7 protein-coding genes, 6 rRNA genes and 4 pseudogenes are annotated in these 25,484 nt (G+C 44.8%); 15 read left to right on the forward strand and 2 right to left on the reverse strand.

From position 1 onward, the window contains the following. Nucleotides 1-563: 563 nt before the first annotated feature. The 7 genes and pseudogenes from BkAM31D_RS09145 (at nucleotide 564) to BkAM31D_RS09175 (ending at nucleotide 11,847) form a co-directional block, all read left to right on the forward strand. Nucleotides 564-2,119: ribosomal RNA gene (locus BkAM31D_RS09145) — 16S ribosomal RNA — on the forward strand. A gap of 382 nt (nucleotides 2,120-2,501) precedes the next feature. Beyond that, nucleotides 2,502-5,440 (forward strand): 23S ribosomal RNA (locus BkAM31D_RS09150). Between the two features lie 101 nt (nucleotides 5,441-5,541). Next, nucleotides 5,542-5,656: ribosomal RNA gene (gene rrf, locus BkAM31D_RS09155) — 5S ribosomal RNA — on the forward strand. The 16S, 23S and 5S rRNA genes sit together here, the layout of an rRNA operon. 749 nt (nucleotides 5,657-6,405) lie before the next feature. Then, complete coding sequence (locus tag BkAM31D_RS09160; RefSeq protein WP_066160965.1) at nucleotides 6,406-7,635, forward strand: Bcr/CflA family efflux MFS transporter; 1,230 nt, start codon at nucleotides 6,406-6,408, stop codon at nucleotides 7,633-7,635. Between the two features lie 39 nt (nucleotides 7,636-7,674). Then, nucleotides 7,675-9,014: pseudogene (locus BkAM31D_RS09165) on the forward strand (MATE family efflux transporter). Between the two features lie 298 nt (nucleotides 9,015-9,312). After that, nucleotides 9,313-10,581: a cytosine permease gene (gene codB, locus BkAM31D_RS09170; RefSeq protein ID WP_066160959.1), complete on the forward strand. Its 1,269-nt coding sequence runs from the start codon at nucleotides 9,313-9,315 to the stop codon at nucleotides 10,579-10,581. Continuing rightward, nucleotides 10,582-11,847 carry a cytosine deaminase gene (locus BkAM31D_RS09175; RefSeq protein ID WP_066160956.1) on the forward strand — a complete coding sequence of 422 codons (1,266 nt, stop codon included), beginning with the start codon at nucleotides 10,582-10,584 and terminating at the stop codon, nucleotides 11,845-11,847. It abuts the gene before it with no gap. 49 nt (nucleotides 11,848-11,896) lie between these two features. Here BkAM31D_RS09175 and BkAM31D_RS23530 read toward each other — a convergent pair whose 3' ends face one another. Then, nucleotides 11,897-12,055, reverse strand: a complete 159-nt coding sequence (locus tag BkAM31D_RS23530; RefSeq protein WP_157076935.1) for a hypothetical protein — start codon at nucleotides 12,053-12,055, stop codon at nucleotides 11,897-11,899. 90 nt (nucleotides 12,056-12,145) lie between these two features. Beyond that, a complete protein-coding gene (locus BkAM31D_RS09180; RefSeq protein ID WP_066160954.1) occupies nucleotides 12,146-14,002 on the reverse strand; it encodes a sigma-54-dependent Fis family transcriptional regulator in 1,857 nt (618 codons plus the stop codon). A 349-nt stretch (nucleotides 14,003-14,351) separates the two neighbouring features. On the opposite strand from BkAM31D_RS09180, the pseudogene BkAM31D_RS09185 reads away from it, so the two are divergent. The 8 genes and pseudogenes from BkAM31D_RS09185 to rrf (BkAM31D_RS09220) all read left to right on the forward strand — a co-directional run bounded on the left by BkAM31D_RS09185 (nucleotide 14,352) and on the right by rrf (BkAM31D_RS09220) (nucleotide 25,448). Next, nucleotides 14,352-15,370, forward strand: a pseudogene (locus BkAM31D_RS09185) (thiamine pyrophosphate-dependent dehydrogenase E1 component subunit alpha). 14 nt (nucleotides 15,371-15,384) lie between these two features. Continuing rightward, nucleotides 15,385-16,404, forward strand: a complete 1,020-nt coding sequence (locus BkAM31D_RS09190; protein WP_371807198.1) for an alpha-ketoacid dehydrogenase subunit beta — start codon at nucleotides 15,385-15,387, stop codon at nucleotides 16,402-16,404. 20 nt (nucleotides 16,405-16,424) lie between these two features. Beyond that, nucleotides 16,425-17,626, forward strand: a pseudogene (locus tag BkAM31D_RS09195) (dihydrolipoamide acetyltransferase family protein). A 21-nt stretch (nucleotides 17,627-17,647) separates the two neighbouring features. Then, a pseudogene (lpdA, locus tag BkAM31D_RS09200) lies at nucleotides 17,648-19,017 on the forward strand (dihydrolipoyl dehydrogenase). Between the two features lie 67 nt (nucleotides 19,018-19,084). After that, on the forward strand, nucleotides 19,085-19,861 hold the full coding sequence (locus BkAM31D_RS09205) for an acetoin reductase (RefSeq protein ID WP_066160939.1): 777 nt from the start codon (nucleotides 19,085-19,087) through the stop codon (nucleotides 19,859-19,861). Nucleotides 19,862-20,327: 466 nt separating this feature from the next. Further along, nucleotides 20,328-21,884: ribosomal RNA gene (locus BkAM31D_RS09210) — 16S ribosomal RNA — on the forward strand. A 448-nt stretch (nucleotides 21,885-22,332) separates the two neighbouring features. Beyond that, nucleotides 22,333-25,271: ribosomal RNA gene (locus tag BkAM31D_RS09215) — 23S ribosomal RNA — on the forward strand. 61 nt (nucleotides 25,272-25,332) lie between these two features. Then, nucleotides 25,333-25,448: ribosomal RNA gene (gene rrf / locus BkAM31D_RS09220) — 5S ribosomal RNA — on the forward strand. Nucleotides 25,449-25,484: the final 36 nt, after the last annotated feature.

The raw sequence follows: 25,484 nt of genomic DNA on the forward strand, positions 1-25,484 counted from the left end.
CTTTTTAGCGGACGGCTGGTGAGCCTCCTTGTGCTAACGCACTGCGGCGTCTCACCCTTGCCTTTTAATCCAGCAGGAGTCTACTTATGTTTCCTCCGCTAAGGTTGTCACGTACTTTCATAAAACACTTTAGTTGTCTCGTTCTCTTTTTTAGGTGAGAAAGTAGGTAATAAAAGGTGTTATCTTTATTAAGAAGGATAAAAAGTAGAATAGTTGTTGCTAGTATTGGGAAACTGTGATAAATTATTAAATCTAGCCGCGAAAAAATGAATTTCAAAAAGTTGTTGCGTAGAATTATTTATCGTGGTATAGTATTACTTGTCGCAGTTAACGACTTGTTGTTTCATAACGACTCGCGAAAAACTTTCTTAAAAAATAAGTTGCGTAGAATTGGTTGTTATGTTAAGATTGTAAATGTCGCTAACGAGTGACACGAGTTCTTTGAAAACTGAACAAAAGCCAAGCGAAAAGAGAAAACATGATTTTCTCGTCAATTTTAAGTGATTTAGAAAAATCACAACGAAGTATCGTTAGCGATACGATTTGAGCACAAATCAAACATTTTTATGGAGAGTTTGATCCTGGCTCAGGACGAACGCTGGCGGCGTGCCTAATACATGCAAGTCGAGCGGACTGAATTAAGAGCTTGCTCTTAATTCAGTTAGCGGCGGACGGGTGAGTAACACGTGGGCAACCTGCCCTGTAGACTGGGATAACATCGAGAAATCGGTGCTAATACCGGATAACATCTGAGACCTCATGGTCTTAGACTAAAAGATGGCTCCGGCTATCACTACAGGATGGGCCCGCGGCGCATTAGCTAGTTGGTAAGGTAATGGCTTACCAAGGCGACGATGCGTAGCCGACCTGAGAGGGTGATCGGCCACACTGGGACTGAGACACGGCCCAGACTCCTACGGGAGGCAGCAGTAGGGAATCTTCCGCAATGGACGAAAGTCTGACGGAGCAACGCCGCGTGAGTGATGAAGGATTTCGGTTCGTAAAGCTCTGTTGTTAGGGAAGAACAAGTATCGTTCGAATAGGGCGGTACCTTGACGGTACCTAACCAGAAAGCCACGGCTAACTACGTGCCAGCAGCCGCGGTAATACGTAGGTGGCAAGCGTTGTCCGGAATTATTGGGCGTAAAGCGCGCGCAGGCGGTCTTTTAAGTCTGATGTGAAAGCCCACGGCTCAACCGTGGAGGGTCATTGGAAACTGGGAGACTTGAGTACAGAAGAGGAGAGTGGAATTCCACGTGTAGCGGTGAAATGCGTAGATATGTGGAGGAACACCAGTGGCGAAGGCGACTCTCTGGTCTGTAACTGACGCTGAGGCGCGAAAGCGTGGGGAGCAAACAGGATTAGATACCCTGGTAGTCCACGCCGTAAACGATGAGTGCTAGGTGTTAGGGGTTTCGATGCCCTTAGTGCCGAAGTTAACACATTAAGCACTCCGCCTGGGGAGTACGACCGCAAGGTTGAAACTCAAAGGAATTGACGGGGCCCGCACAAGCAGTGGAGCATGTGGTTTAATTCGAAGCAACGCGAAGAACCTTACCAGGTCTTGACATCCTTATGCCCTCCCTAGAGATAGGGATTTCCCTTCGGGGACATAAGTGACAGGTGGTGCATGGTTGTCGTCAGCTCGTGTCGTGAGATGTTGGGTTAAGTCCCGCAACGAGCGCAACCCTTGATCTTAGTTGCCAGCATTTAGTTGGGCACTCTAAGGTGACTGCCGGTGACAAACCGGAGGAAGGTGGGGATGACGTCAAATCATCATGCCCCTTATGACCTGGGCTACACACGTGCTACAATGGATGGTACAAAGAGCAGCAAAACCGCGAGGTCGAGCCAATCTCATAAAGCCATTCTCAGTTCGGATTGTAGGCTGCAACTCGCCTACATGAAGCCGGAATTGCTAGTAATCGCGGATCAGCATGCCGCGGTGAATACGTTCCCGGGCCTTGTACACACCGCCCGTCACACCACGAGAGTTTGTAACACCCGAAGTCGGTGGAGTAACCCTTTTGGGAGCTAGCCGCCTAAGGTGGGACAGATGATTGGGGTGAAGTCGTAACAAGGTAGCCGTATCGGAAGGTGCGGCTGGATCACCTCCTTTCTATGGAGTAATACTCTAGTCGACGAACAACTTCGGTTGTTTGACGCTTGTGCTTTGGTTCAGTTTTGAGAGAATTCACTCTCAATTTATATAGAAGAAACTGATTTGATATCAAATAGATCAGTGGCTTTTGGTTCTTTGAAAACTAGATAATGCAAATAGAAACAATGTTAGTTTTATCGGTATCTTATTTATAAGAGAAGATCAAACGAGCATGTCAAGAATTCAAAAACGACTTTTTCAAAATAGATCGTTTTTGGCAAAGAGCTTCGAGTAGTTCGAGGAAGCGAGTGGTCGAAAGAATGGAACGTACACCCGTACGTGACATGACTGAGATCCACGAAGCTGACGAAGAAATGCGAAGAAGATCTGCAGCCAAAATGGTTAAGTTAGAAAGGGCGCACGGTGGATGCCTTGGCACTAGGAGCCTAAGAAGGACGCGACGAACGGCGAAACGCCTCGGGGAGCTGTAAGTAAGCTTTGATCCGAGGATATCCGAATGGGGGAACCCACCATCCGTAATGGGATGGTACCCATACCTGAATACATAGGGTATGAGGAGGCAGACCTGGGGAACTGAAACATCTAAGTACCCAGAGGAAGAGAAAGCAAATGCGATTTCCCAAGTAGCGGCGAGCGAAACGGAAACAGCCCAAACCAAGAGGCTTGCCTCTTGGGGTTGTAGGACGTCTCATACGGAGTTACAAAAGACGAACATAGGTGAAGCGATCTGGAAAGATCCGCAGTATAAGGTAACAGCCCTGTAGCCGAAATGTTCGTCTCTCCGAGACGTATCCTGAGTACGGCGGGACACGTGAAACCCCGTCGGAATCCGGGAGGACCATCTCCCAAGGCTAAATACTCCCTAGTGACCGATAGTGAACCAGTACCGTGAGGGAAAGGTGAAAAGCACCCCGGAAGGGGAGTGAAAGAGATCCTGAAACCGTGTGCCTACAACTAGTTGGAGCCCATTTACGGGTGACAGCGTGCCTTTTGTAGAATGAACCGGCGAGTTACGATCCCGTGCAAGGTTAAGCTGAATAGGCGGAGCCGCAGCGAAAGCGAGTCTGAATAGGGCGCATTAGTACGTGGTCGTAGACCCGAAACCGTGTGATCTACCCATGTCCAGGGTGAAGTTCAGGTAACACTGAATGGAGGCCCGAACCCACGCACGTTGAAAAGTGCGGGGATGAGGTGTGGGTAGGGGTGAAATGCCAATCGAACTCGGAAATAGCTGGTTCTCCCCGAAATAGCTTTAGGGCTAGCCTCGAGGGAAGAGTATTGGAGGTAGAGCACTGATTGGACTAGGGGTCCCCACAGGATTACCGAATTCAGTCAAACTCCGAATGCCAAATACTTATCCTCGGGAGTCAGACTGCGAGTGCTAAGATCCGTAGTCAAGAGGGAAACAGCCCAGACCATCAGCTAAGGTCCCAAAGTATACGTTAAGTGGAAAAGGATGTGGAGTTGCCCAGACAACCAGGATGTTGGCTTAGAAGCAGCCACCATTTAAAGAGTGCGTAATAGCTCACTGGTCGAGTGACTCTGCGCCGAAAATGTACCGGGGCTAAACGTATCACCGAAGCTATGGATTGACACCTTCTGGTGTCAGTGGTAGGGGAGCGTTCTAAGTGCAGCGAAGTCAGACCGAGAGGACTGGTGGAGCGCTTAGAAGTGAGAATGCCGGTATGAGTAGCGAGTGAGGGGTGAGAATCCCCTCCGTCGAAAGCCCAAGGTTTCCTGAGGAAGGCTCGTCCGCTCAGGGTCAGTCGGGACCTAAGCCGAGGCCGAAAGGCGTAGGCGATGGACAACAGGTTGAAATTCCTGTACCACCTCCTCACCGTTTGAGCAATGGGGGGACGCAGAAAGGTAGGGTAAGCGCGCTGATGGATATGCGCGTCCAAGCAGTTAGGCTGGAAAGTAGGCAAATCCGCTTTCCATAAAGGCTGAGCTGTGATGGCGAGGGAAATATTAGTACCGAAGTTCCTGATCCTACACTGCCTAGAAAAGCCTCTAGCGAGGTGAGAGGTGCCCGTACCGCAAACCGACACAGGTAGGCGAGAAGAGAATTCTAAGACGCTCGGGAGAACTCTCGTTAAGGAACTCGGCAAAATGACCCCGTAACTTCGGGAGAAGGGGTGCTCTATTAGGGTGCAAGCCCGAGAGAGCCGCAGTGAAAAGATCCAAGCGACTGTTTAGCAAAAACACAGGTCTCTGCGAAGCCGCAAGGCGAAGTATAGGGGCTGACACCTGCCCGGTGCTGGAAGGTTAAGAGGAGGGGTTATCCCTTACGGGAGAAGCTCTGAATTGAAGCCCCAGTAAACGGCGGCCGTAACTATAACGGTCCTAAGGTAGCGAAATTCCTTGTCGGGTAAGTTCCGACCCGCACGAATGGTGTAACGATTTGGATACTGTCTCAACGAGAGACCCGGTGAAATTATAGTACCTGTGAAGATGCAGGTTACCCGCGACAGGACGGAAAGACCCCATGGAGCTTTACTGTAGCTTGATATTGGATGTTGGTACAGTTTGTACAGGATAGGTAGGAGCCTTGGAAGCGTGAGCGCCAGCTTACGTGGAGGCGTCGGTGGGATACTACCCTGACTGTGCTGACATTCTAACCTCGAGCCGTGATCCGGTTCAGGGACAGTGTCAGGTGGGCAGTTTGACTGGGGCGGTCGCCTCCTAAACAGTAACGGAGGCGCCCAAAGGTTCCCTCAGAATGGTTGGAAATCATTCGTAGAGTGCAAAGGCAAAAGGGAGCTTGACTGCGAGACCTACAAGTCGAGCAGGGACGAAAGTCGGGCTTAGTGATCCGGTGGTTCCGCATGGAAGGGCCATCGCTCAACGGATAAAAGCTACCCTGGGGATAACAGGCTTATCTCCCCCAAGAGTCCACATCGACGGGGAGGTTTGGCACCTCGATGTCGGCTCATCGCATCCTGGGGCTGAAGTAGGTCCCAAGGGTTGGGCTGTTCGCCCATTAAAGCGGTACGCGAGCTGGGTTCAGAACGTCGTGAGACAGTTCGGTCCCTATCCGTCGCGGGCGTAGGAAATTTGAGAGGAGCTGTCCTTAGTACGAGAGGACCGGGATGGACACACCGCTGGTGTACCAGTTGTTCCGCCAGGAGCATAGCTGGGTAGCTACGTGTGGACGGGATAAGTGCTGAAAGCATCTAAGCATGAAGCCCCCTCAAGATGAGATTTCCCATGGAGTTAATCCAGTAAGACCCCTTAGAGATGATGAGGTTGATAGGTCTGGTGTGGAAGCGTGGTGACACGTGGAGCTGACAGATACTAATCGGTCGAGGACTTATCCAATATATTCTTGAGTTTCTATGACGCATTATCTAGTTTTGAGAGAACCATTTCTCAAATGTGAACGAAGATACTCTAAGGAGAATCCGATGTTCAATAAATAGTCTGGTGGCGATAGCGAAGAGGCCACACCCGTTCCCATGCCGAACACGGTCGTTAAGCTCTTCTGCGCCGATGGTAGTTGGGGCTTCCCCCTGTGAGAGTAGGACGTTGCCAGGCAGATAAAAGACAATCCATTGGATTGTCTTTTTTAATATGCATATACATAATTCTCAAGGCGCAGAAGAGCTCTGTTTCGAAGAAACAGCATCTTCTCCGAATAAGCCGATGGAACATCGTGAGAATGCTTCAAAGAATAATCTTCATGTCCGCTTGTGAGACGAGCACGTTTCTCTTCGTAACACAACGTGAAAAGCACCATAGAGAATCATCGTGCGCAAGCTTCCCCGTAGAAGAGAAATGGCGAGCCAGGACGTTGCCAGGCAGATAAAAGACAATCCAATGGATTGTCTTTTTTAATATGCATAAACATCCATGCTCAAGGCGTTGAAGAGCTCTGTTTCAAAGAAACAGCATCTTCTCCGAATAAGCCGATGGAGCATCATGTCCCCTGGTGATGGAGCTCATATCTCTTAGTAAATCAGCTTCCTCCTAAAAGAGAAATAGCAAGTCAGGATGTTACCAGGCAAATAATGCACAATCCATTGCATATGCACCTTTTCATAAACTTTTACAAATAACTATTTAAAATAATGTGAATTTCTTCTAAAATAAAGCATCTATAAAAATAACCCAATCTAAATCCTACCATTATCATTATTACAAAATTTGTATTATACTTTGTTATGTCGCTTAACGAAGTATTTCGTTGTCTTTTTTATTCTTAGTTCTTAAATGAAATATTTTACATAGGTTTGAGGTTGAGCTATGAAACTAGGATTTTTATACAGAAAGGTGTTTTAATAATCATGTTACACAATCCAACAGGAAAAGAGCGGTTAGGCTTAGCATTATTGCTCGGGATGCTGGCTGTATTAGGGCCGCTTAATATCGATATGTATTTGCCGAGTTTTCCGGAGATTGCGGACGATTTAGGGGCTCGTGCTTCATTGGTACAACTTAGTTTAACAGCGTGTCTGCTTGGACTTGCGGTAGGGCAGGTTGTTGTTGGGCCGATTAGTGATGCAAAGGGGAGAAAGAAGCCTTTGTTGATTTCTATCTTTTTCTTTGCGGTGTCCTCACTTCTTTGTGCGTTAGCGCCAAATATTACGGTTTTGGTTGTGGCTCGATTTTTACAAGGGTTTACGGCGGCTGCGGGAGTAGTCATTTCACGTGCAGTCGTGCGGGATGTGTTTAGTGGTCGAGAGTTGACGAAGTTTTTTGCGCTTTTGATGGTAATTAATGCTGTTGCTCCAATGGCTGCTCCGATTGCTGGGGGAGCGATATTGCTTTTGCCTTTTGCAAGCTGGAGTACGATTTTTTACTTTTTAAGTTTGATTGGTCTTTTGATTGTGCTTGTTGTTTCAATGAAGTTAAAAGAGACATTACCGAAAGAAAAGAGGATTCCAAGTACAGTCGGGCATTCGGTTCGGACGATGGGGAGCTTATTTAAAGATAAGAGCTTTATTGGTTATGCGTTAACTGTTGGTTTTATTCATGGAGGAAGCTTTGCCTACGTTGCGGGAACTCCATTTGTCTATCAAGGGATTTATGGTGTGTCACCACAAGTTTTCAGTGTTTTATTTGGGATAAATGGGTTAGCGATTATATTAGGAAGTTATCTAATTGGGCGCTTCGGTGGGGTGATTCATGAAAGAAGGTTGCTTCAAATTGCTGTATTGATAGCTGTTAGTGCGACAGGGTTTTTACTTTTTATGACGATGATTGAAGGTCCGTTAGCACTCATTGTCATTCCGATCTTTATATATATGACTTCGATGGGGATGGTTACAACTAGTACCTTTACGTTAGCGATGGAACATCAGGCGCATCGGGCGGGAAGTGCAAGTGCGGTGCTAGGGACGCTTTCTTTGTTCCTTGGTTCCCTAGTATCTCCTCTCGTAGGTATAAATGAAACGACGGCGGTTCCAATGGGATTGATCTTGTTTGCTACGTCTTTCATTGGGATGGTTGCTTTCTTTAAGCTAACAACAGCGAAGCAAATTGAAGTAGATGAGAGAATCAAGATGGAAGGTTGATGCCTTCCTTTTTGTTATTTAGTAAAGGGAGTGAGTGTTGTGGCGAGGCATGATTTTACGACTGGTTCAGTAAGCAAGCAATTATTTCATTTTTCTGGGCCAATAATTCTCGCAAATCTTTTGCAAGTTTCCTATCAGTTTATTGATAGTTTATGGGTTGGAAATTTATTAGGGGCTAGTGCTCTTGGTGCGGTTACCATTTCAACAACCGTTGTTGTGACGGTGTTAGCTTTTATCATTGGGATTAATAATGCAACATTAACGATTTTGTCGCAGCAGAAAGGAAAGGAAAATGAAGAAGGTTTAAAAAATTATCTGAATGCCTTTGTCGTCCTGCTTTTTGCGTTATCGATTTTCATTGGAAGTTTAGGGTTAGTTTTCTCGAAGTCAATCTTAGTTTGGCTCAATACTCCTGCTGAGATGCTTGATCAAGCTACAGTCTACTTACAAATTAATTTCTTAGGTATTCTATTTCTAGTTGGATACAATTTCATCGGGACTGTTCTTAGAGCAGTTGGTGATAGTAAGACACCGATGAAATTTGTGCTAATAGCAGCATTGTTAAATACCGTATTAGACCCTTTATTCATTTCTGTCTTTCAATGGGGCATTAAAGGAGCTGCTTATGCAACAGTTGTTTCACAAGGGGTTGCGTTCTTATTAGGGATAGGCTATACGCTACGACATCGTATCGTGCCTTTTACGAGACCTAAGTGGCCATTGAAAGAAGAGGTCTTGTTAATAGTAAAGTTAGGGATTCCTTCGGGCTTACAGATGACAGTTATCTTTGCTGGAATTACCGCTATTATGACCGTTGTCAATTCCTTTGGGGGAGCAGTAGTCGCTGGTTTTGGAGCAGCTCAAAGAATTGATAGTTTGATTACTTTGCCAGCATTGGCACTAGGTACGGCTGTTAATAGTATGGCGGGACAAAATATTGGGGCAAATCGTTGGGATCGTGTTCGTGATATTGCTGTGTTTGGTGCTGTTTATAATTTCTGCATTATGATAGTTGTTGCTGTGATCATTTTTTTATTTGCAGAACCTTTTATTCGTCTTTTCATCCAAGAAGAGCAGGCGCTTGCTTTTGGAACTGATTATTTAAAGATTATTGCCTTCTTTTATCCTTTCATTGGGCTGAATTTCATATTAAATGGAATTGTTAGAGGCTCTGGGGCGATGTATCAAGTGTTAGTGTTGAATATTATTTCATTCTGGGTATTGCGTTATCCGCTCACATACATTTGCTCGAATCTATTTGGTGAAAACGGAATTGCAATTGGAATGGGGATCGGTTTTATTATTAGTAGTTTATTTGCTTTTGCCTACTATCGATGGGGAAATGGCGGAAGAAAGAGCTGTTTGCTGAGAATGGATAAAGTAGATACTAGAAAGTATACTCTTTTATTATATTGACAAAGGTCTATGTTTCATAGATAATGATCTTAACTTAATAACTGGTACCTTTAATTCAGTCCTGTGAGGCTGACAAGGTAGGTCGTACAGATAAGGGGTTTTTTGTGTTATTCACTCAAAACCTTGTCTAACTATGCGTATCTAGGTTTCTTGTCAGCAAAAAAGGTTGATAAGAAACCTTTTTTGTATGCAAAAATCGCGATACGCGGCGAGCGTTTTAACCTCCATGGTGCCAGTAACCAAAAAATTGGAGGAATGAATATGAAACAACCAAATTCGAATGATCGTGATTATGCATTACAACCAGTTCCGCAATCGGCTAGACAAGGGTTCTGGAGAATGTTTGCTGTTATGATGGGGTTAACCTTTTTCTCAGCAAGTATGTGGTCTGGAGGAAGTTTAGGGGCAGGACTTACATTTACTGAATTTATCTTAATTGTGTTGGCGGGGAATTTGATTCTTGGTCTTTACACTGGTACGTTAGGTTATATCGCGGCAAAAACGGGTTTGTCGACACACCTTTTGGCTCGATATGCTTTTGGAGAAAAAGGTTCATATGTTGCATCATTCTTACTAGGTGCGACTCAAGTTGGTTGGTTTGGAGTAGGGGTAGCAATGTTTGCCTTGCCTGTACAGAAGGTAACAGGAATTGATACGTATGTATTAATAGCGATTGCTGGAGTGTTAATGACAGCAACTGCGTATCTTGGAATGAAAGCATTAACCGTCTTAAGTATAATTGCAGTACCATCGATAGCGGTCCTTGGAAGTCTTTCAACTTTTGAAGCGGCAAATACAATTGGAGGCATGGGAGGACTATTTGAATATCAACCGGCAGAAAGCATGGCATTAGCTGCAGCATTAACGATTTGTATCGGTTCCTTTATAAGTGCGGGGACGTTGACTCCTGACTTTGCAAGATTTGCAAAAACGAAAAAGACTGGCTTTGTTACAACCGTTATTGCGTTTTTTATCGGGAATTCATTAATGTTTCTATTCGGTGCCATTGGTGCGATTGCAACAGGAGAATCGGACATTTCAGAAGTGATGTTTTTACAAGGTTTAATCATCCCTGCGATTATTATCTTAGGTCTAAATATTTGGACAACAAATGACAATGCCTTATATGCGTCAGGACTAGGATTTTCTCATATTACGAAAATTTCTAAAAATAAAGTCGTCATTTTTAACGGGATTGTTGGGACGGTTTTAGCTATGTGGTTATACAATAACTTCGTTGATTGGTTAACATTTTTAGGATCGACTTTACCACCAATTGGTGCCATTATTTTAGCAGATTATTTCATCGTACGTCGCGGACAAGAATTAAAAGAGAGTGCGATTAAAGTGGTGAATTGGTTGGCATTGGTAGCATGGGGAGCGGGAGTGTTAGCAGCATCCTTTGTTCCTGGGATTGCTCCACTTAATGCGCTTTTAGGATCAGCCATTACTTATATTGTTCTTACATTTATAAAAAAACGTATGACTCAACAAGCAGAAGAAGTCATAGAAAAGAAAAAGGTGAGCTAATTGTTAGTAAAAAACGCAAAATTACGTGGTCGTGAAGGACTATGGCAAATTGTAATTAAAAACAATCAAATTGAAGCTATTTCAGAAAATGTTGAAGGATATGAGGGTGAGGTTCTTGATCTTGAAGGTTGTCTCGTTCTCCCTCCTTTTGTTGAGCCGCACATTCATCTTGATACGACATTAACAGCAGGTGAGCCAGAGTGGAATAAAAGTGGTACGCTTTTTGAAGGGATTCAGCGTTGGTCTGAACGGAAACAATCTTTAACGAAAGAAGATGTAAAAAGCCGTGCGAAAAAAGCTTTAACATGGCAAATTGGACAGGGAATACAACATGTTAGGACGCATGTTGATGTAACAGATCCTTCTTTAATTGCTTTGGAAGCTTTACTAGAAGTGAAAGAAGAAATGGCTTCACATGTTAACTTGCAAATTGTAGCCTTTCCACAAGAAGGTATACTCTCATATCCGAACGGAGAAGAGTTACTAGAAGAATCATTGCGTATGGGAGCAGATGTTGTAGGGGGAATTCCGCACTACGAGTTCACTCGAGAGTACGGGGTCGAATCAATGAAAAAAGCGTTTGCGCTTGCTGAAAAGTATGATCGACTCGTAGATATCCATTGCGATGAAATTGATGATGAGCAATCGCGTTTTGTAGAGGTTGTAGCAGCTGAAGCGTATCGCCTTGGAATGGGGGAGCGTGTGACAGCGAGTCATACAACGGCAATGCATTCATATAACGATGCTTATACGTCAAAGTTGTTTCGACTGCTAAAGCTTTCAAACATCAATTTTGTAGCTAATCCACTTGTAAACATTCACTTGCAAGGTCGCTTTGATTCCTATCCAAAACGACGTGGGATCACGCGCGTGAAGGAGTTACAAGAAGCGAATATTAATGTATGTTTCGGACACGATGATATTTTTGATCCTTGGTATCCGCTTGGAACAGGCAACATGCTGCAAGTGTTACACATGGGCATCCATGTTTGTCAGCTGTTAGGGTATGATCAAATCGTTAATTCAATTGACCTTATTACGAAAAACAGTGCAAAGACTTTACACATCGAAGACGAGTATGGCATTGAAGTTGGCAAAGTCGCGAATTTCATTGTTCTCAACGCATCAGATGAATATGATGCAATTCGCCGTCAGACTTCTGTCCGTTATTCGATTCGAAACGGAAAAATTATTTCTGAAACAAAGCCAAGTGAGACAGTTGTTGAATTGAGTAATGGAGAAAAAGAATTAATTACATTTAAATAATAAGCAAAGAAAAGAGGTTCGCCAAACGGTCGAACCTCTTTTCCTTTATCTAGTCGGCAAGTTGAATGCCTCTTTGTGCTGCTACGGAAATGATCATGCCAAGTTCGTAAAAAGTGTTTTTCTTCAGATTTCCTTTTTTTATTGTGTTCATCAGAGATTGATAGAAGTGAATGAGAAGCTCTGGTGGTAATTTTTTATATAGATTCATAGTAACACCTCGTTTTTTTACTACTTATCTTTATTGAACCAAATACAACTTCCAATTTCTGTGATTGATGTCACAGTTTAACAGGTTGTGCTATAACTGATACTTCTTTAAGCGTTTGTAAAACGTGCTTCTTGGAACACCAAGAAATTTTGCGGCTAAGCCTACATTGCCGTTTGTTTTCTTGAGGGCTTCGGTCATCATTTCTTTTTGAACTTGTTCTCGGGCCGTAAGTGTCGGTTTTGGAATGGGAGTGGTGGCGTGTGTCTCTTTTTCTGTTGATGAATTTCTGAGACCAAGTTGGTTGATCCATATTTGAATGTTTCCTTTATTTATAGGTTCACTTTCTGAGAGGATCTTAAATCTTTCTAAGACATTATATAGTTCACGAATGTTTCCCGGCCAATCGTATTCGCTCAGGTGGTTAAAAAATTCTGTAGGTAACTGGATATCCCAATCATTTTCCACGCAAAAATACCGAACAAGATAAGGGATGTCTTCTTTTCTCTGTCTTAGAGGAGGGATGTTAATTGGGTATACATGCAATCGATAGAATAAATCTTCTCGGAACAATCCGTCTGTCGTTAGTGTTTGTAAGTCTTTATGAGTGGCTGTGATGATGCGAATATCTATAGGAACTTCTTTCTGACTGCCAATAGGATTGATCGTTCGTTCTTGGATTACTCGAAGCAATGCAACTTGCATCGCCGGGGTAATTTCTCCAATTTCATCGAGAAAGATCGTTCCTTTATGTGCTAACTCAAACTTTCCCTTCTTCCCGCTTCGTAATGCTCCTGTAAACGCTCCTTCTTCATAGCCGAATAATTCACTTTCCATTAAATCTTTTGGGATGGCACCGCAATTCACAGCAATGAAAGGTCCATCTTTCCGTGTGCTGTTCTCATGGATCGTTCGAGCAATCACTTCTTTGCCTGTTCCTGTCTCCCCGTGTATGGAAACATTTGCATTCGTTGGTGCGACTCTCTGTAATTCTTGTAACAATTGTTGAAACGATTGACTGATCCCTTTTTCTCCTCTGAATGTAAATGTATTGGTAGGGATAAAAAAGGTGTCTTTCTTCTGTTCTGTAAAATATGTAGCGTGCCCGATCAAAGTACCGTTTCGTTTTGAGTATATGGGGATTACTGATTGAATGTGTAGGTTGTAGGTTAAAAATTCTTCTTTATGTTTTCCGAACCAATTTGAAATTTTATCACGAATAGGCTTGCTTGCTGTAACAACTTTTTCACGGATGTTCGTAATGAGAAGCAGTTGATTGTTGTCTGTTAAGTCCATTGTTTGTTGAATTAAGTCCATTTCCTCGCGGTGTTGGAGAATGCTTGCTTCACGTTCAATGGCATGGGCAGCTGTTACTGCCATTCCTAACATGTACGGGTGTGTCTTCTCAATTGGACAGGAGAAATCGATAATACCTAATACTTGACCGTCATCTCGGAAAATAGGGGAAGCTGCACAGCTCCAACGGTGGGAAGCGACAGCGAAATGTTCTGCTCCATTAATCATCATTGCCTCTTTTGCTTGTAAGGCTGTACCGATTGCATTTGTCCCAGCATGTGCTTCTGTCCAACGAACGCCCTCGATAAAATTGATTTTACGAGCTTCTTTCATTATCTCTTTATTTCCAGACATTGATAACACATAGCCATTAGGGTCCGTGATTAAGGCAATCATTCCTAGTTCTTGAATGGAAGAGTCCATTTTCGTTAACTGAGGTTTCGCGGCTTCTAACAATAACGTGTTCCTTTTTCGTTGGGTAATCAAGTCATCGAGTAAGAGAAATTCTTTCACTCGGTTGATAAAGGGGTCAACATTTAAATGTTTGCATCTGTGCCATGATTCAAGAATACGTTTATTTACTCTACTAGAGTCTAGTGTTCCGTCTTTGACAAACCGTCTCCATAAATCGATAGAAATGGATGTGTCGATCATGTTCCCCTCCATTGAAAATAGAATGGTATTTTACCTGTGAAACAACATGTATGAATAGTGTTTAAGGTGAGAGATTTTGTTGGAAGTGTCTTTGTACATACAAATAGTGGAATTTTCCTCTATTGTAAGCGATTACCCATGAAAATTCAATAGTCTTTATGACCCCTATAAAAGGGAGACAAAACGAGACAAAAGAGACAAAGTGAGACGAATGTCTCTTGTTGTCTCCTTTTTCGAAATAGATAAGTCGATCAGTAGTGGATTTATCGGCCTTTCTTGAGTTGGCACACCTCTTGCATTTGAACAAGTGAAGACAAAAGGTTGTCTCATTAAAGGGGAGGGTGTTCCGATGAAATCGACAAAAGAACAAGCAGTAACGCTTTCGAAAGAAAAAGCAATTTGGATGTATCAAAAGATGGTAGAAATCCGTAAGTTTGAGGATAAGCTGCACGAGATATTTGCAACTGGAGCCATTCCTGGCTTTGTTCATTTGTATGCGGGGAGGAAGCAATCGCCGTTGGAATTTGTGCTCATTTAGATGATCAAGACAGCATTACGAGTACCCATCGCGGCCATGGTCACTGCATTGCAAAAGGTTGTGATCTTGATGGAATGATGGCTGAAATCTTTGGGAAAATTACTGGACTTTGTAAAGGAAAAGGCGGTTCGATGCATATTGCAGATTTAGATAAAGGAATGCTTGGTGCAAATGGAATTGTCGGAGGAGGATACCCGTTAGCAGCTGGTGCCGCTCTTACAGCTAAATTAAAGAAAACAGGGGCAGTAAGTGCATGCTTCTTTGGTGATGGAGCCGGAAATCAAGGGACGTTCCATGAAGGGATTAACCTAGCTGCGATTTGGAAACTGCCAGCTATTTTTGTGGCCGAAAATAACGGATATGGTGAAGCAACGCCATTCACGTATGCATCTGGATGTGAGTCGATTGCTGATCGTGCGGTAGCGTACGGGATTCCGGGTGTAACCGTTGATGGAAAAGACGTAGTTGCGGTGTATCAAGCAGCTCAAGAAGCGGTTGAGCGGGCGCGACGGGGTGAGGGACCGACCCTTATTGAGTGTGTGACCTATCGTAATTACGGCCATTTTGAAGGAGATGCACAAAAGTATAAGAATTCAACGGATAAAGAGAAACATTTGAACGAAGATGATGCGATTGTGAAATTCAGACAGTACCTTTTGAGCAACCAGTTAGTAACGGAAAATGAATTAAATGAAATTGATGCTTATGTAGAAAAAGAGGTAGAAGATTCTGTTGCTTATGCCGAAAACAGTGCTTATCCAGAACCATCTGAACTGTTAACCGATGTCTATGTGTCCTATGAATCAAATGATAAGGGGGAGCAGCAATGAGTAGAAAAATCAATATGATGAGTGCGATTAATGAAGCAATGGTACTGGCAATGCGCAAAGATGAAAACGTTATCTTACTAGGGGAAGACGTTGCTGGAGGAGCTGCAGTTGATCACTTGCAAGATGATGAAGCGTGGGGTGGTGTATTAGGTGTTACAAAAGGATTGGTCCAAGAATTTGGGCGAGATCGCATATTAGACACTCCGATTTCGGAAGCTGGATATGTTGGTGCTGCTATGAGTGCCGCAGCTACTGGGATGCGTCCAATTGCCGAATTGATGTTTAATGATTTTATCGGAAGTTGTATGGATGCTTTTATCAATCAAGGGCCTAAGTTTAGATATATGTTCGGTGGGAAAGCGCAGGTTCCGCTTACAGTTCGCACGATGCATGGAGCGGGGCTTCGAGCGGCTGCTCAGCATTCTCAAAGCCTTTATGCTTTATTTACAGCGATTCCAGGGCTTAAAGTCATTGTTCCTTCAACTCCATACGATGCCAAAGGATTGTTGCTAGCGGCCATTGAAGACAACGACCCGGTCATTTTCTTTGAGGATAAGACCCTTTATAACATGTCTTATGATGAAGTACCAGAAGGGTATTACACGATTCCATTAGGAAAAGCAGATATTAAACGAACGGGTTCTGATCTCACGATTGTAGCAATCGGCAAGCAAGTTCACACTGCTCTAGCGGCAGCGGAACAGTTGGCGAAAAAGGGACTTGAAGTAGAAGTTGTCGATCCGCGCAGCTTATCACCGCTTGATGAAACGACCATTCTCTCATCGGTTGAGAAAACAAGCAGACTCATTGTGATTGATGAAGCAAACCCAAGATGCAGTATGGCAACAGATATTGCTGCACTAGTCGCAGACAAAGGGTTTGATTATTTAGATGCTCCGATAAAAAGGATTACGGCACCGCATACACCTGTACCATTTTCGCCGGTCCTTGAAGATCTTTATTTGCCAACACCTGAAAAAGTCATTACAGCTGTATCGGAACTTTTAGGAGATAAATCATTACTTCAAGTATAGAGGGAGAGGGGGTTAGTATTATGGCAACGAAAGTAATTATGCCAAAACTAGGATTATCAATGAAAGAAGGAACGGTATCTGTATGGAGTAAACAAGAAGGGGATCGAGTCAAAAAAGGAGATCCGATTGCAGATATTAACTCAGAGAAATTAGAAAAGGAAATTGAAGCGCCTGTAGATGGCACAATCATAAAAATTTCTGTTCCAGAGGGCATGGAGTCCCTCCTGGAGAGGTGATTTGTTACATTGGTGAGCCAGGTGAACAAATAGAAGATGAGACGGTTGCTCAAGCTTCGAAAAAAGAAATCGCATCAACAACAGAAGCTGTTCCGCAATCAAAGAAAACATCGGTGAAAACACGTATAAAAATCTCTCCGGTTGCCAAGAAGATCGCTGAGAATCAAGGCATCGATGTCACAACGATTAAAGGAACAGGACCACAAGGAAGAATTACAAAGGAAGATATTGAAAGAGCAATTGAGTCAAAACCTGTTGAGGAAACGGTACCTGAAGTCAATCAACAAATTGAAGACATGGTAGAGAAAGTACCTGTCGCAGGAATGCGAAAGGTCATTGCTGATCGCATGCAAGCTAGTCTACAAAATGCTGCGCAATTAACGATTAATATGAAAGCAGACGTGACCTCCCTTCTCACTATTCAAAAGCAATTGTCAGAAGTGGCGCAAAACGAACACGATACAAAACTAACTGTAACAGATTTCATTTCACGCGCTGTTGTTCTTGCGCTACGTGAACATAAACAACTTAACAGTAAACGAATAAAGGATGAAATTCATCTCTATCAAAGCATCCATTTAGGAATGGCTGTTGCACTTGATAAAGGGTTAGTTGTTCCGGTTATACGGAATGCTCAAACTCTTACCCTTTTAGAATTAGCGAAAAAGGTGAAAGAACTTGCTGCACGCTCACGAGAAGGATCATTAACAACAGACGAAATGTCAGGTTCAACCTTTACGATCACCAACCTTGGGGCGCTAGGAGTGGAACATTTTACTCCTATTTTAAATACGGGTGAGAGTGGAATTCTTGGAGTTGGTGCTGTCGAAGAAGTTGCTAAATTTATTGGTGATGACGTCGAGAAACGCCAAATTGTACCACTAAGTTTAACATTTGATCATCAAGTTCTTGATGGCACTCCCGCTGCAGAGTTTCTTCGCTCAATTACACGCTATTTAGAAGAGCCGACTAGAATGCTTTTATAAAGGAAAGAAGGTGTTCATTCAATGTCAACTGTCGCCATTATTGGGGGAGGACCAGCAGGCTACATTGCTGCCATTACAGCCGCTCAAAAAGGCCAAGAAGTCATCTTAATTGATCGAGGTCCTCTTGGCGGGACTTGCTTAAATGAAGGGTGCATGCCGACGAAAGCGTTATTGGAAAGTGCATCTATATATGAAAAAGTCCAGAGTGCCAATCATTATGGTGTGAAAATTCCTTTAGAAGGGGTGCAAATTGATTGGAGTGGGGTTCAGTCCCATAAACACTCAGTTGTGAAAAAGCTGGTGTCTGGGATTGACTATTTAATGAAGAAGAATAAGATTACCGTCAGAAAAGGCGAAGCGACCTTTCTCACAGAACATAAAATCTCCGTGAATGAGGAGGAGATCGAAGCTGATCATTATATCATTGCATCAGGAACCGAACCAATTGAACTACCGTTTGCCCCATTTGATGGCAGCTGGATTATAAATAGTTCTCATGCGATGTCGTTGCCTTCTATACCTCCGACTATGCTTATTGTTGGCGGAGGAGTTATTGGCTGCGAATTTGCTAGCATTTACAGTCGATTGGGAACAAAGGTAACGATAGTTGAGCGAGCAAGTCAATTGTTACCTGGTGAGGATGAAGATGTTGTGAATGTATTAGTGAACCAACTTGAAAAAACAGGTGTTGAGATTCATACGAATACTACCTTAAGGAGCTTGGAGAGGTCGGAACATCTAGCAACCTTTGAAGGTCAAAATGGAATGATCACAACAATCAATCCTGATGTCGTGCTCGTATCAATTGGTCGAAAGCCTAGAACGGCAAGTTTAAACCTTAATAACGCTGGAATAAATCATTCTGAGAAGGGGATTCATGTCAATGAATCGATGCAAACAAACGTCCCTCACATCTATGCTTGTGGAGATGTAATAGGAGGAATTCAACTAGCTCATGTTGCGTTTCATGAAGGGACAATCGCTGCTCTACATAGCTGCGGGAAGAGGCAAGTGTAAATTACCGAGCTGTTCCAAGATGTGTCTATACATTCCCTGAAGTTGCTAGTGTAGGACTGACGGAGACACAAGCAAGAGAACAATACGGTGATATTCGCATTGGGGAATTTCCTTTTATGGCAAATGGGAAGGCGCTAATCGAAAATGAAGTGGATGGCAAAGTGAAAATTATAGTAGAACCAGAATTTAATGAAATTATAGGACTGTCTATTATTGGCCCTCATGCAACAGAACTAATTAATCAAGGTACCATCATGTTACATGCGGAATTAACTGTTGATGTATTGGATCATTTTATTGCGGCCCACCCGACACTTTCCGAAGCCATACAAGAAGCGATTCTTAGTGCCACTGGAAGAGATTTGCATAAATGAGTGATTGCACTCTACGGAGATTGCCTCTATAAATATCTTATTAGATTCCTAAAAGGGGATGAAACCTATGAACCAGCAAAAAACCGCCGTGATTACAGGAAGTGCACAAGGGATAGGAAAAGGTATAGCTTTGCGACTAGCTAAAGATGGATTTAACATTGTATTAAATGATCTAAATGAAGATCTGTTGCATGAAACGGTAAGGGAATTTGAAACGAAACAAATAAAGGTAGCGGCCTTTGTTGGAGATGCTGCAAAACAAAATGATCAAAGGGCTTTAGTGGAAAAAGCGGTTGATCGTTTTGGAAGTGTAGATGTTTTTATTAATAATGCAGGGGTTGAGCAAGTAGCTCCAATTGAAGAAATCACACCAGATCAATTGGAGTCATTATTTCAAGTAAATGTCTTTGGAGTCGTCTATGGCATACAGGCTGCAGCCGAACAAATGAAAAAGCAAGAGAATGGTGGAAAGATCATAAATGCTTGCAGTATTGCAGGTCATCAAGCCTATACAATGCTGTCTGCTTATTGTGCTACAAAGTTTGCGGTTCGTTCTTTTACGCAATCGGCAGCACAAGAGTATGCAAAAGATAAGATTACTGTGAATGCTTATTGCCCAGGAATCGTCGGGACCAGTATGTGGGAGAGGATAGATGAAGCGATGAGCCGCTATATGAATGTAGAAAAGGGAGAAGCGTTTAAGAAGTTTGCTGAAGGGATTGCATTAGGCAGAACACAAGAGCCGGAAGATGTAGCAAACTTTGTATCCTATTTAGCTTCTACTGATTCCGATTATATGACCGGCCAATCAATTATGATTGATGGAGGAATTGTTTTTAACTAAGTGAGCTACAGTGTGAATAAGAGCAAATGCCAAAAATACAACCTTTAGTGGTTGTATTTTTTTATGGTGCGTAACGAATAACTACTTAATTAAGGATTGTGTTGCTATTGGTTGCTTAATATGATAGATTAGTAAATCTAGTCACAAAAACAACTGATAAAGTAATTCTTAAAAAAGAGTTGCGTAGAATTGATGACTGTGATATAGTATTATTTGTCGCTGATAACGACATGTCTTAAACGGAAATGCGCTGATAAAAACATTTTAAAAAAGATGTTGCGCAGAACAAAACGATGTGTTAAGATAATAAATGTCGCTGCTGATAAGAGTGACAAACGAGTTCTTTGAAAACTGAACAAAAGCCAAGCGAAAAGAGAAAACATGATTTTCTCGTCAATTTTAAGTGATTTAGTAAAATCACAACGAAGTATCGTTAGCGATACGATTTGAGCACAAATCAAACACTTTTATGGAGAGTTTGATCCTGGCTCAGGACGAACGCTGGCGGCGTGCCTAATACATGCAAGTCGAGCGGACTGAATTAAGAGCTTGCTCTTAATTCAGTTAGCGGCGGACGGGTGAGTAACACGTGGGCAACCTGCCCTGTAGACTGGGATAACATCGAGAAATCGGTGCTAATACCGGATAACATCTGAGACCTCATGGTTTTAGACTAAAAGATGGCTCCGGCTATCACTACAGGATGGGCCCGCGGCGCATTAGCTAGTTGGTAAGGTAATGGCTTACCAAGGCGACGATGCGTAGCCGACCTGAGAGGGTGATCGGCCACACTGGGACTGAGACACGGCCCAGACTCCTACGGGAGGCAGCAGTAGGGAATCTTCCGCAATGGACGAAAGTCTGACGGAGCAACGCCGCGTGAGTGATGAAGGATTTCGGTTCGTAAAGCTCTGTTGTTAGGGAAGAACAAGTATCGTTCGAATAGGGCGGTACCTTGACGGTACCTAACCAGAAAGCCACGGCTAACTACGTGCCAGCAGCCGCGGTAATACGTAGGTGGCAAGCGTTGTCCGGAATTATTGGGCGTAAAGCGCGCGCAGGCGGTCTTTTAAGTCTGATGTGAAAGCCCACGGCTCAACCGTGGAGGGTCATTGGAAACTGGGAGACTTGAGTACAGAAGAGGAGAGTGGAATTCCACGTGTAGCGGTGAAATGCGTAGATATGTGGAGGAACACCAGTGGCGAAGGCGACTCTCTGGTCTGTAACTGACGCTGAGGCGCGAAAGCGTGGGGAGCAAACAGGATTAGATACCCTGGTAGTCCACGCCGTAAACGATGAGTGCTAGGTGTTAGGGGTTTCGATGCCCTTAGTGCCGAAGTTAACACATTAAGCACTCCGCCTGGGGAGTACGACCGCAAGGTTGAAACTCAAAGGAATTGACGGGGGCCCGCACAAGCAGTGGAGCATGTGGTTTAATTCGAAGCAACGCGAAGAACCTTACCAGGTCTTGACATCCTTATGCCCTCCCTAGAGATAGGGATTTCCCTTCGGGGACATAAGTGACAGGTGGTGCATGGTTGTCGTCAGCTCGTGTCGTGAGATGTTGGGTTAAGTCCCGCAACGAGCGCAACCCTTGATCTTAGTTGCCAGCATTAAGTTGGGCACTCTAAGGTGACTGCCGGTGACAAACCGGAGGAAGGTGGGGATGACGTCAAATCATCATGCCCCTTATGACCTGGGCTACACACGTGCTACAATGGATGGTACAAAGAGCAGCGAAACCGCGAGGTCGAGCCAATCTCATAAAGCCATTCTCAGTTCGGATTGTAGGCTGCAACTCGCCTACATGAAGCCGGAATTGCTAGTAATCGCGGATCAGCATGCCGCGGTGAATACGTTCCCGGGCCTTGTACACACCGCCCGTCACACCACGAGAGTTTGTAACACCCGAAGTCGGTGGAGTAACCCTTTTGGGAGCTAGCCGCCTAAGGTGGGACAGATGATTGGGGTGAAGTCGTAACAAGGTAGCCGTATCGGAAGGTGCGGCTGGATCACCTCCTTTCTATGGAGTAATACTCTAGTCGATGTATGGTTTTAGAACCATATAACGCTTTGGTCTTTTGTTCAGTTTTGAAGGAACTCCCTTCAAACAATTTGCTCCTGGTCTACGAGTAACGCTACGAAGTTAGCTTCCTCGGAGCATGGAAGCAAGAAGTGCTTACTGAGAAGAATTGCATGATGTAATTGAAATCAGTAGCCAGGTTCTTTGAAAACTAGATAATGCAAATAGAAACAATGTTAGTTTTATCGGTATCTTATTTATAAGAGAAGATCAAACGAGCATGTCAAGAATTCAAAAACGACTTTTTCAAAATAGATCGTTTTTGGCAAAGAGCTTCGAGTAGTTCGAGGAAGCGAGTGGTCGAAAGAATGGAACGTACACCCGTACGTGACATGACTGAGATCCACGAAGCTGACGAAGAAATGCGAAGAAGATCTGCAGCCAAAATGGTTAAGTTAGAAAGGGCGCACGGTGGATGCCTTGGCACTAGGAGCCTAAGAAGGACGCGACGAACGGCGAAACGCCTCGGGGAGCTGTAAGTAAGCTTTGATCCGAGGATATCCGAATGGGGGAACCCACCATCCGTAATGGGATGGTACCCATACCTGAATACATAGGGTATGAGGAGGCAGACCTGGGGAACTGAAACATCTAAGTACCCAGAGGAAGAGAAAGCAAATGCGATTTCCCAAGTAGCGGCGAGCGAAACGGAAACAGCCCAAACCAAGAGGCTTGCCTCTTGGGGTTGTAGGACGTCTCATACGGAGTTACAAAAGACGAACATAGGTGAAGCGATCTGGAAAGATCCGCAGTATAAGGTAACAGCCCTGTAGCCGAAATGTTCGTCTCTCCGAGACGTATCCTGAGTACGGCGGGACACGTGAAACCCCGTCGGAATCCGGGAGGACCATCTCCCAAGGCTAAATACTCCCTAGTGACCGATAGTGAACCAGTACCGTGAGGGAAAGGTGAAAAGCACCCCGGAAGGGGAGTGAAAGAGATCCTGAAACCGTGTGCCTACAACTAGTTGGAGCCCATTTACGGGTGACAGCGTGCCTTTTGTAGAATGAACCGGCGAGTTACGATCCCGTGCAAGGTTAAGCTGAATAGGCGGAGCCGCAGCGAAAGCGAGTCTGAATAGGGCGCATTAGTACGTGGTCGTAGACCCGAAACCGTGTGATCTACCCATGTCCAGGGTGAAGTTCAGGTAACACTGAATGGAGGCCCGAACCCACGCACGTTGAAAAGTGCGGGGATGAGGTGTGGGTAGGGGTGAAATGCCAATCGAACTCGGAAATAGCTGGTTCTCCCCGAAATAGCTTTAGGGCTAGCCTCGAGGGAAGAGTATTGGAGGTAGAGCACTGATTGGACTAGGGGTCCCCACAGGATTACCGAATTCAGTCAAACTCCGAATGCCAAATACTTATCCTCGGGAGTCAGACTGCGAGTGCTAAGATCCGTAGTCAAGAGGGAAACAGCCCAGACCATCAGCTAAGGTCCCAAAGTATACGTTAAGTGGAAAAGGATGTGGAGTTGCCCAGACAACCAGGATGTTGGCTTAGAAGCAGCCACCATTTAAAGAGTGCGTAATAGCTCACTGGTCGAGTGACTCTGCGCCGAAAATGTACCGGGGCTAAACGTATCACCGAAGCTATGGATTGACACCTTCTGGTGTCAGTGGTAGGGGAGCGTTCTAAGTGCAGCGAAGTCAGACCGAGAGGACTGGTGGAGCGCTTAGAAGTGAGAATGCCGGTATGAGTAGCGAGTGAGGGGTGAGAATCCCCTCCGTCGAAAGCCCAAGGTTTCCTGAGGAAGGCTCGTCCGCTCAGGGTCAGTCGGGACCTAAGCCGAGGCCGAAAGGCGTAGGCGATGGACAACAGGTTGAAATTCCTGTACCACCTCCTCACCGTTTGAGCAATGGGGGACGCAGAAAGGTAGGGTAAGCGCGCTGATGGATATGCGCGTCCAAGCAGTTAGGCTGGAAAGTAGGCAAATCCGCTTTCCATAAAGGCTGAGCTGTGATGGCGAGGGAAATATTAGTACCGAAGTTCCTGATCCTACACTGCCTAGAAAAGCCTCTAGCGAGGTGAGAGGTGCCCGTACCGCAAACCGACACAGGTAGGCGAGAAGAGAATTCTAAGACGCTCGGGAGAACTCTCGTTAAGGAACTCGGCAAAATGACCCCGTAACTTCGGGAGAAGGGGTGCTCTATTAGGGTGCAAGCCCGAGAGAGCCGCAGTGAAAAGATCCAAGCGACTGTTTAGCAAAAACACAGGTCTCTGCGAAGCCGCAAGGCGAAGTATAGGGGCTGACACCTGCCCGGTGCTGGAAGGTTAAGAGGAGGGGTTATCCCTTACGGGAGAAGCTCTGAATTGAAGCCCCAGTAAACGGCGGCCGTAACTATAACGGTCCTAAGGTAGCGAAATTCCTTGTCGGGTAAGTTCCGACCCGCACGAATGGTGTAACGATTTGGATACTGTCTCAACGAGAGACCCGGTGAAATTATAGTACCTGTGAAGATGCAGGTTACCCGCGACAGGACGGAAAGACCCCATGGAGCTTTACTGTAGCTTGATATTGGATGTTGGTACAGTTTGTACAGGATAGGTAGGAGCCTTGGAAGCGTGAGCGCCAGCTTACGTGGAGGCGTCGGTGGGATACTACCCTGACTGTGCTGACATTCTAACCTCGAGCCGTGATCCGGTTCAGGGACAGTGTCAGGTGGGCAGTTTGACTGGGGCGGTCGCCTCCTAAACAGTAACGGAGGCGCCCAAAGGTTCCCTCAGAATGGTTGGAAATCATTCGTAGAGTGCAAAGGCAAAAGGGAGCTTGACTGCGAGACCTACAAGTCGAGCAGGGACGAAAGTCGGGCTTAGTGATCCGGTGGTTCCGCATGGAAGGGCCATCGCTCAACGGATAAAAGCTACCCTGGGGATAACAGGCTTATCTCCCCCAAGAGTCCACATCGACGGGGAGGTTTGGCACCTCGATGTCGGCTCATCGCATCCTGGGGCTGAAGTAGGTCCCAAGGGTTGGGCTGTTCGCCCATTAAAGCGGTACGCGAGCTGGGTTCAGAACGTCGTGAGACAGTTCGGTCCCTATCCGTCGCGGGCGTAGGAAATTTGAGAGGAGCTGTCCTTAGTACGAGAGGACCGGGATGGACACACCGCTGGTGTACCAGTTGTTCCGCCAGGAGCATAGCTGGGTAGCTACGTGTGGACGGGATAAGTGCTGAAAGCATCTAAGCATGAAGCCCCCCTCAAGATGAGATTTCCCATGGAGTTAATCCAGTAAGACCCCTTAGAGATGATGAGGTTGATAGGTCTGGTGTGGAAGCGTGGCGACACGTGGAGCTGACAGATACTAATCGGTCGAGGACTTATCCAATATATTCTTGAGTTTCTATTACGCATTATCTAGTTTTGAGAGAACCATTCTCTTAAATAAGTCTGGTGGCGATAGCGAAGAGGTCACACCCGTTCCCATGCCGAACACGGTCGTTAAGCTCTTCTGCGCCGATGGTAGTTGGGGGCTTCCCCCTGTGAGAGTAGGACGTTGCCAGGCAGATAAAAGACAATCCATTGGATTGTCTTTTTAAAT

Origin of the sequence: Halalkalibacter krulwichiae (genome assembly GCF_002109385.1) — a bacterium.
In the GTDB taxonomy this organism is placed as follows: Bacteria; Bacillota; Bacilli; order Bacillales; family Bacillaceae_D; genus Halalkalibacter; species Halalkalibacter krulwichiae.

Bases quoted from the DNA above. Each gene is read 5' to 3' on its own strand.
- BkAM31D_RS09160 (WP_066160965.1), top strand. From the start codon at position 6,406: ATGTTACACAATCCAACAGGAAAAGAGCGGTTAGGCTTAGCATTATTG.
- codB (WP_066160959.1), top strand. From the start codon at position 9,313: ATGAAACAACCAAATTCGAATGATCGTGATTATGCATTACAACCAGTT.
- BkAM31D_RS23530 (WP_157076935.1), bottom strand. From the start codon at position 12,055: ATGAATCTATATAAAAAATTACCACCAGAGCTTCTCATTCACTTCTAT.
- BkAM31D_RS09180 (WP_066160954.1), bottom strand. From the start codon at position 14,002: ATGATCGACACATCCATTTCTATCGATTTATGGAGACGGTTTGTCAAA.
- BkAM31D_RS09190 (WP_371807198.1), top strand. From the start codon at position 15,385: ATGATGAGTGCGATTAATGAAGCAATGGTACTGGCAATGCGCAAAGAT.
- BkAM31D_RS09205 (WP_066160939.1), top strand. From the start codon at position 19,085: ATGAACCAGCAAAAAACCGCCGTGATTACAGGAAGTGCACAAGGGATA.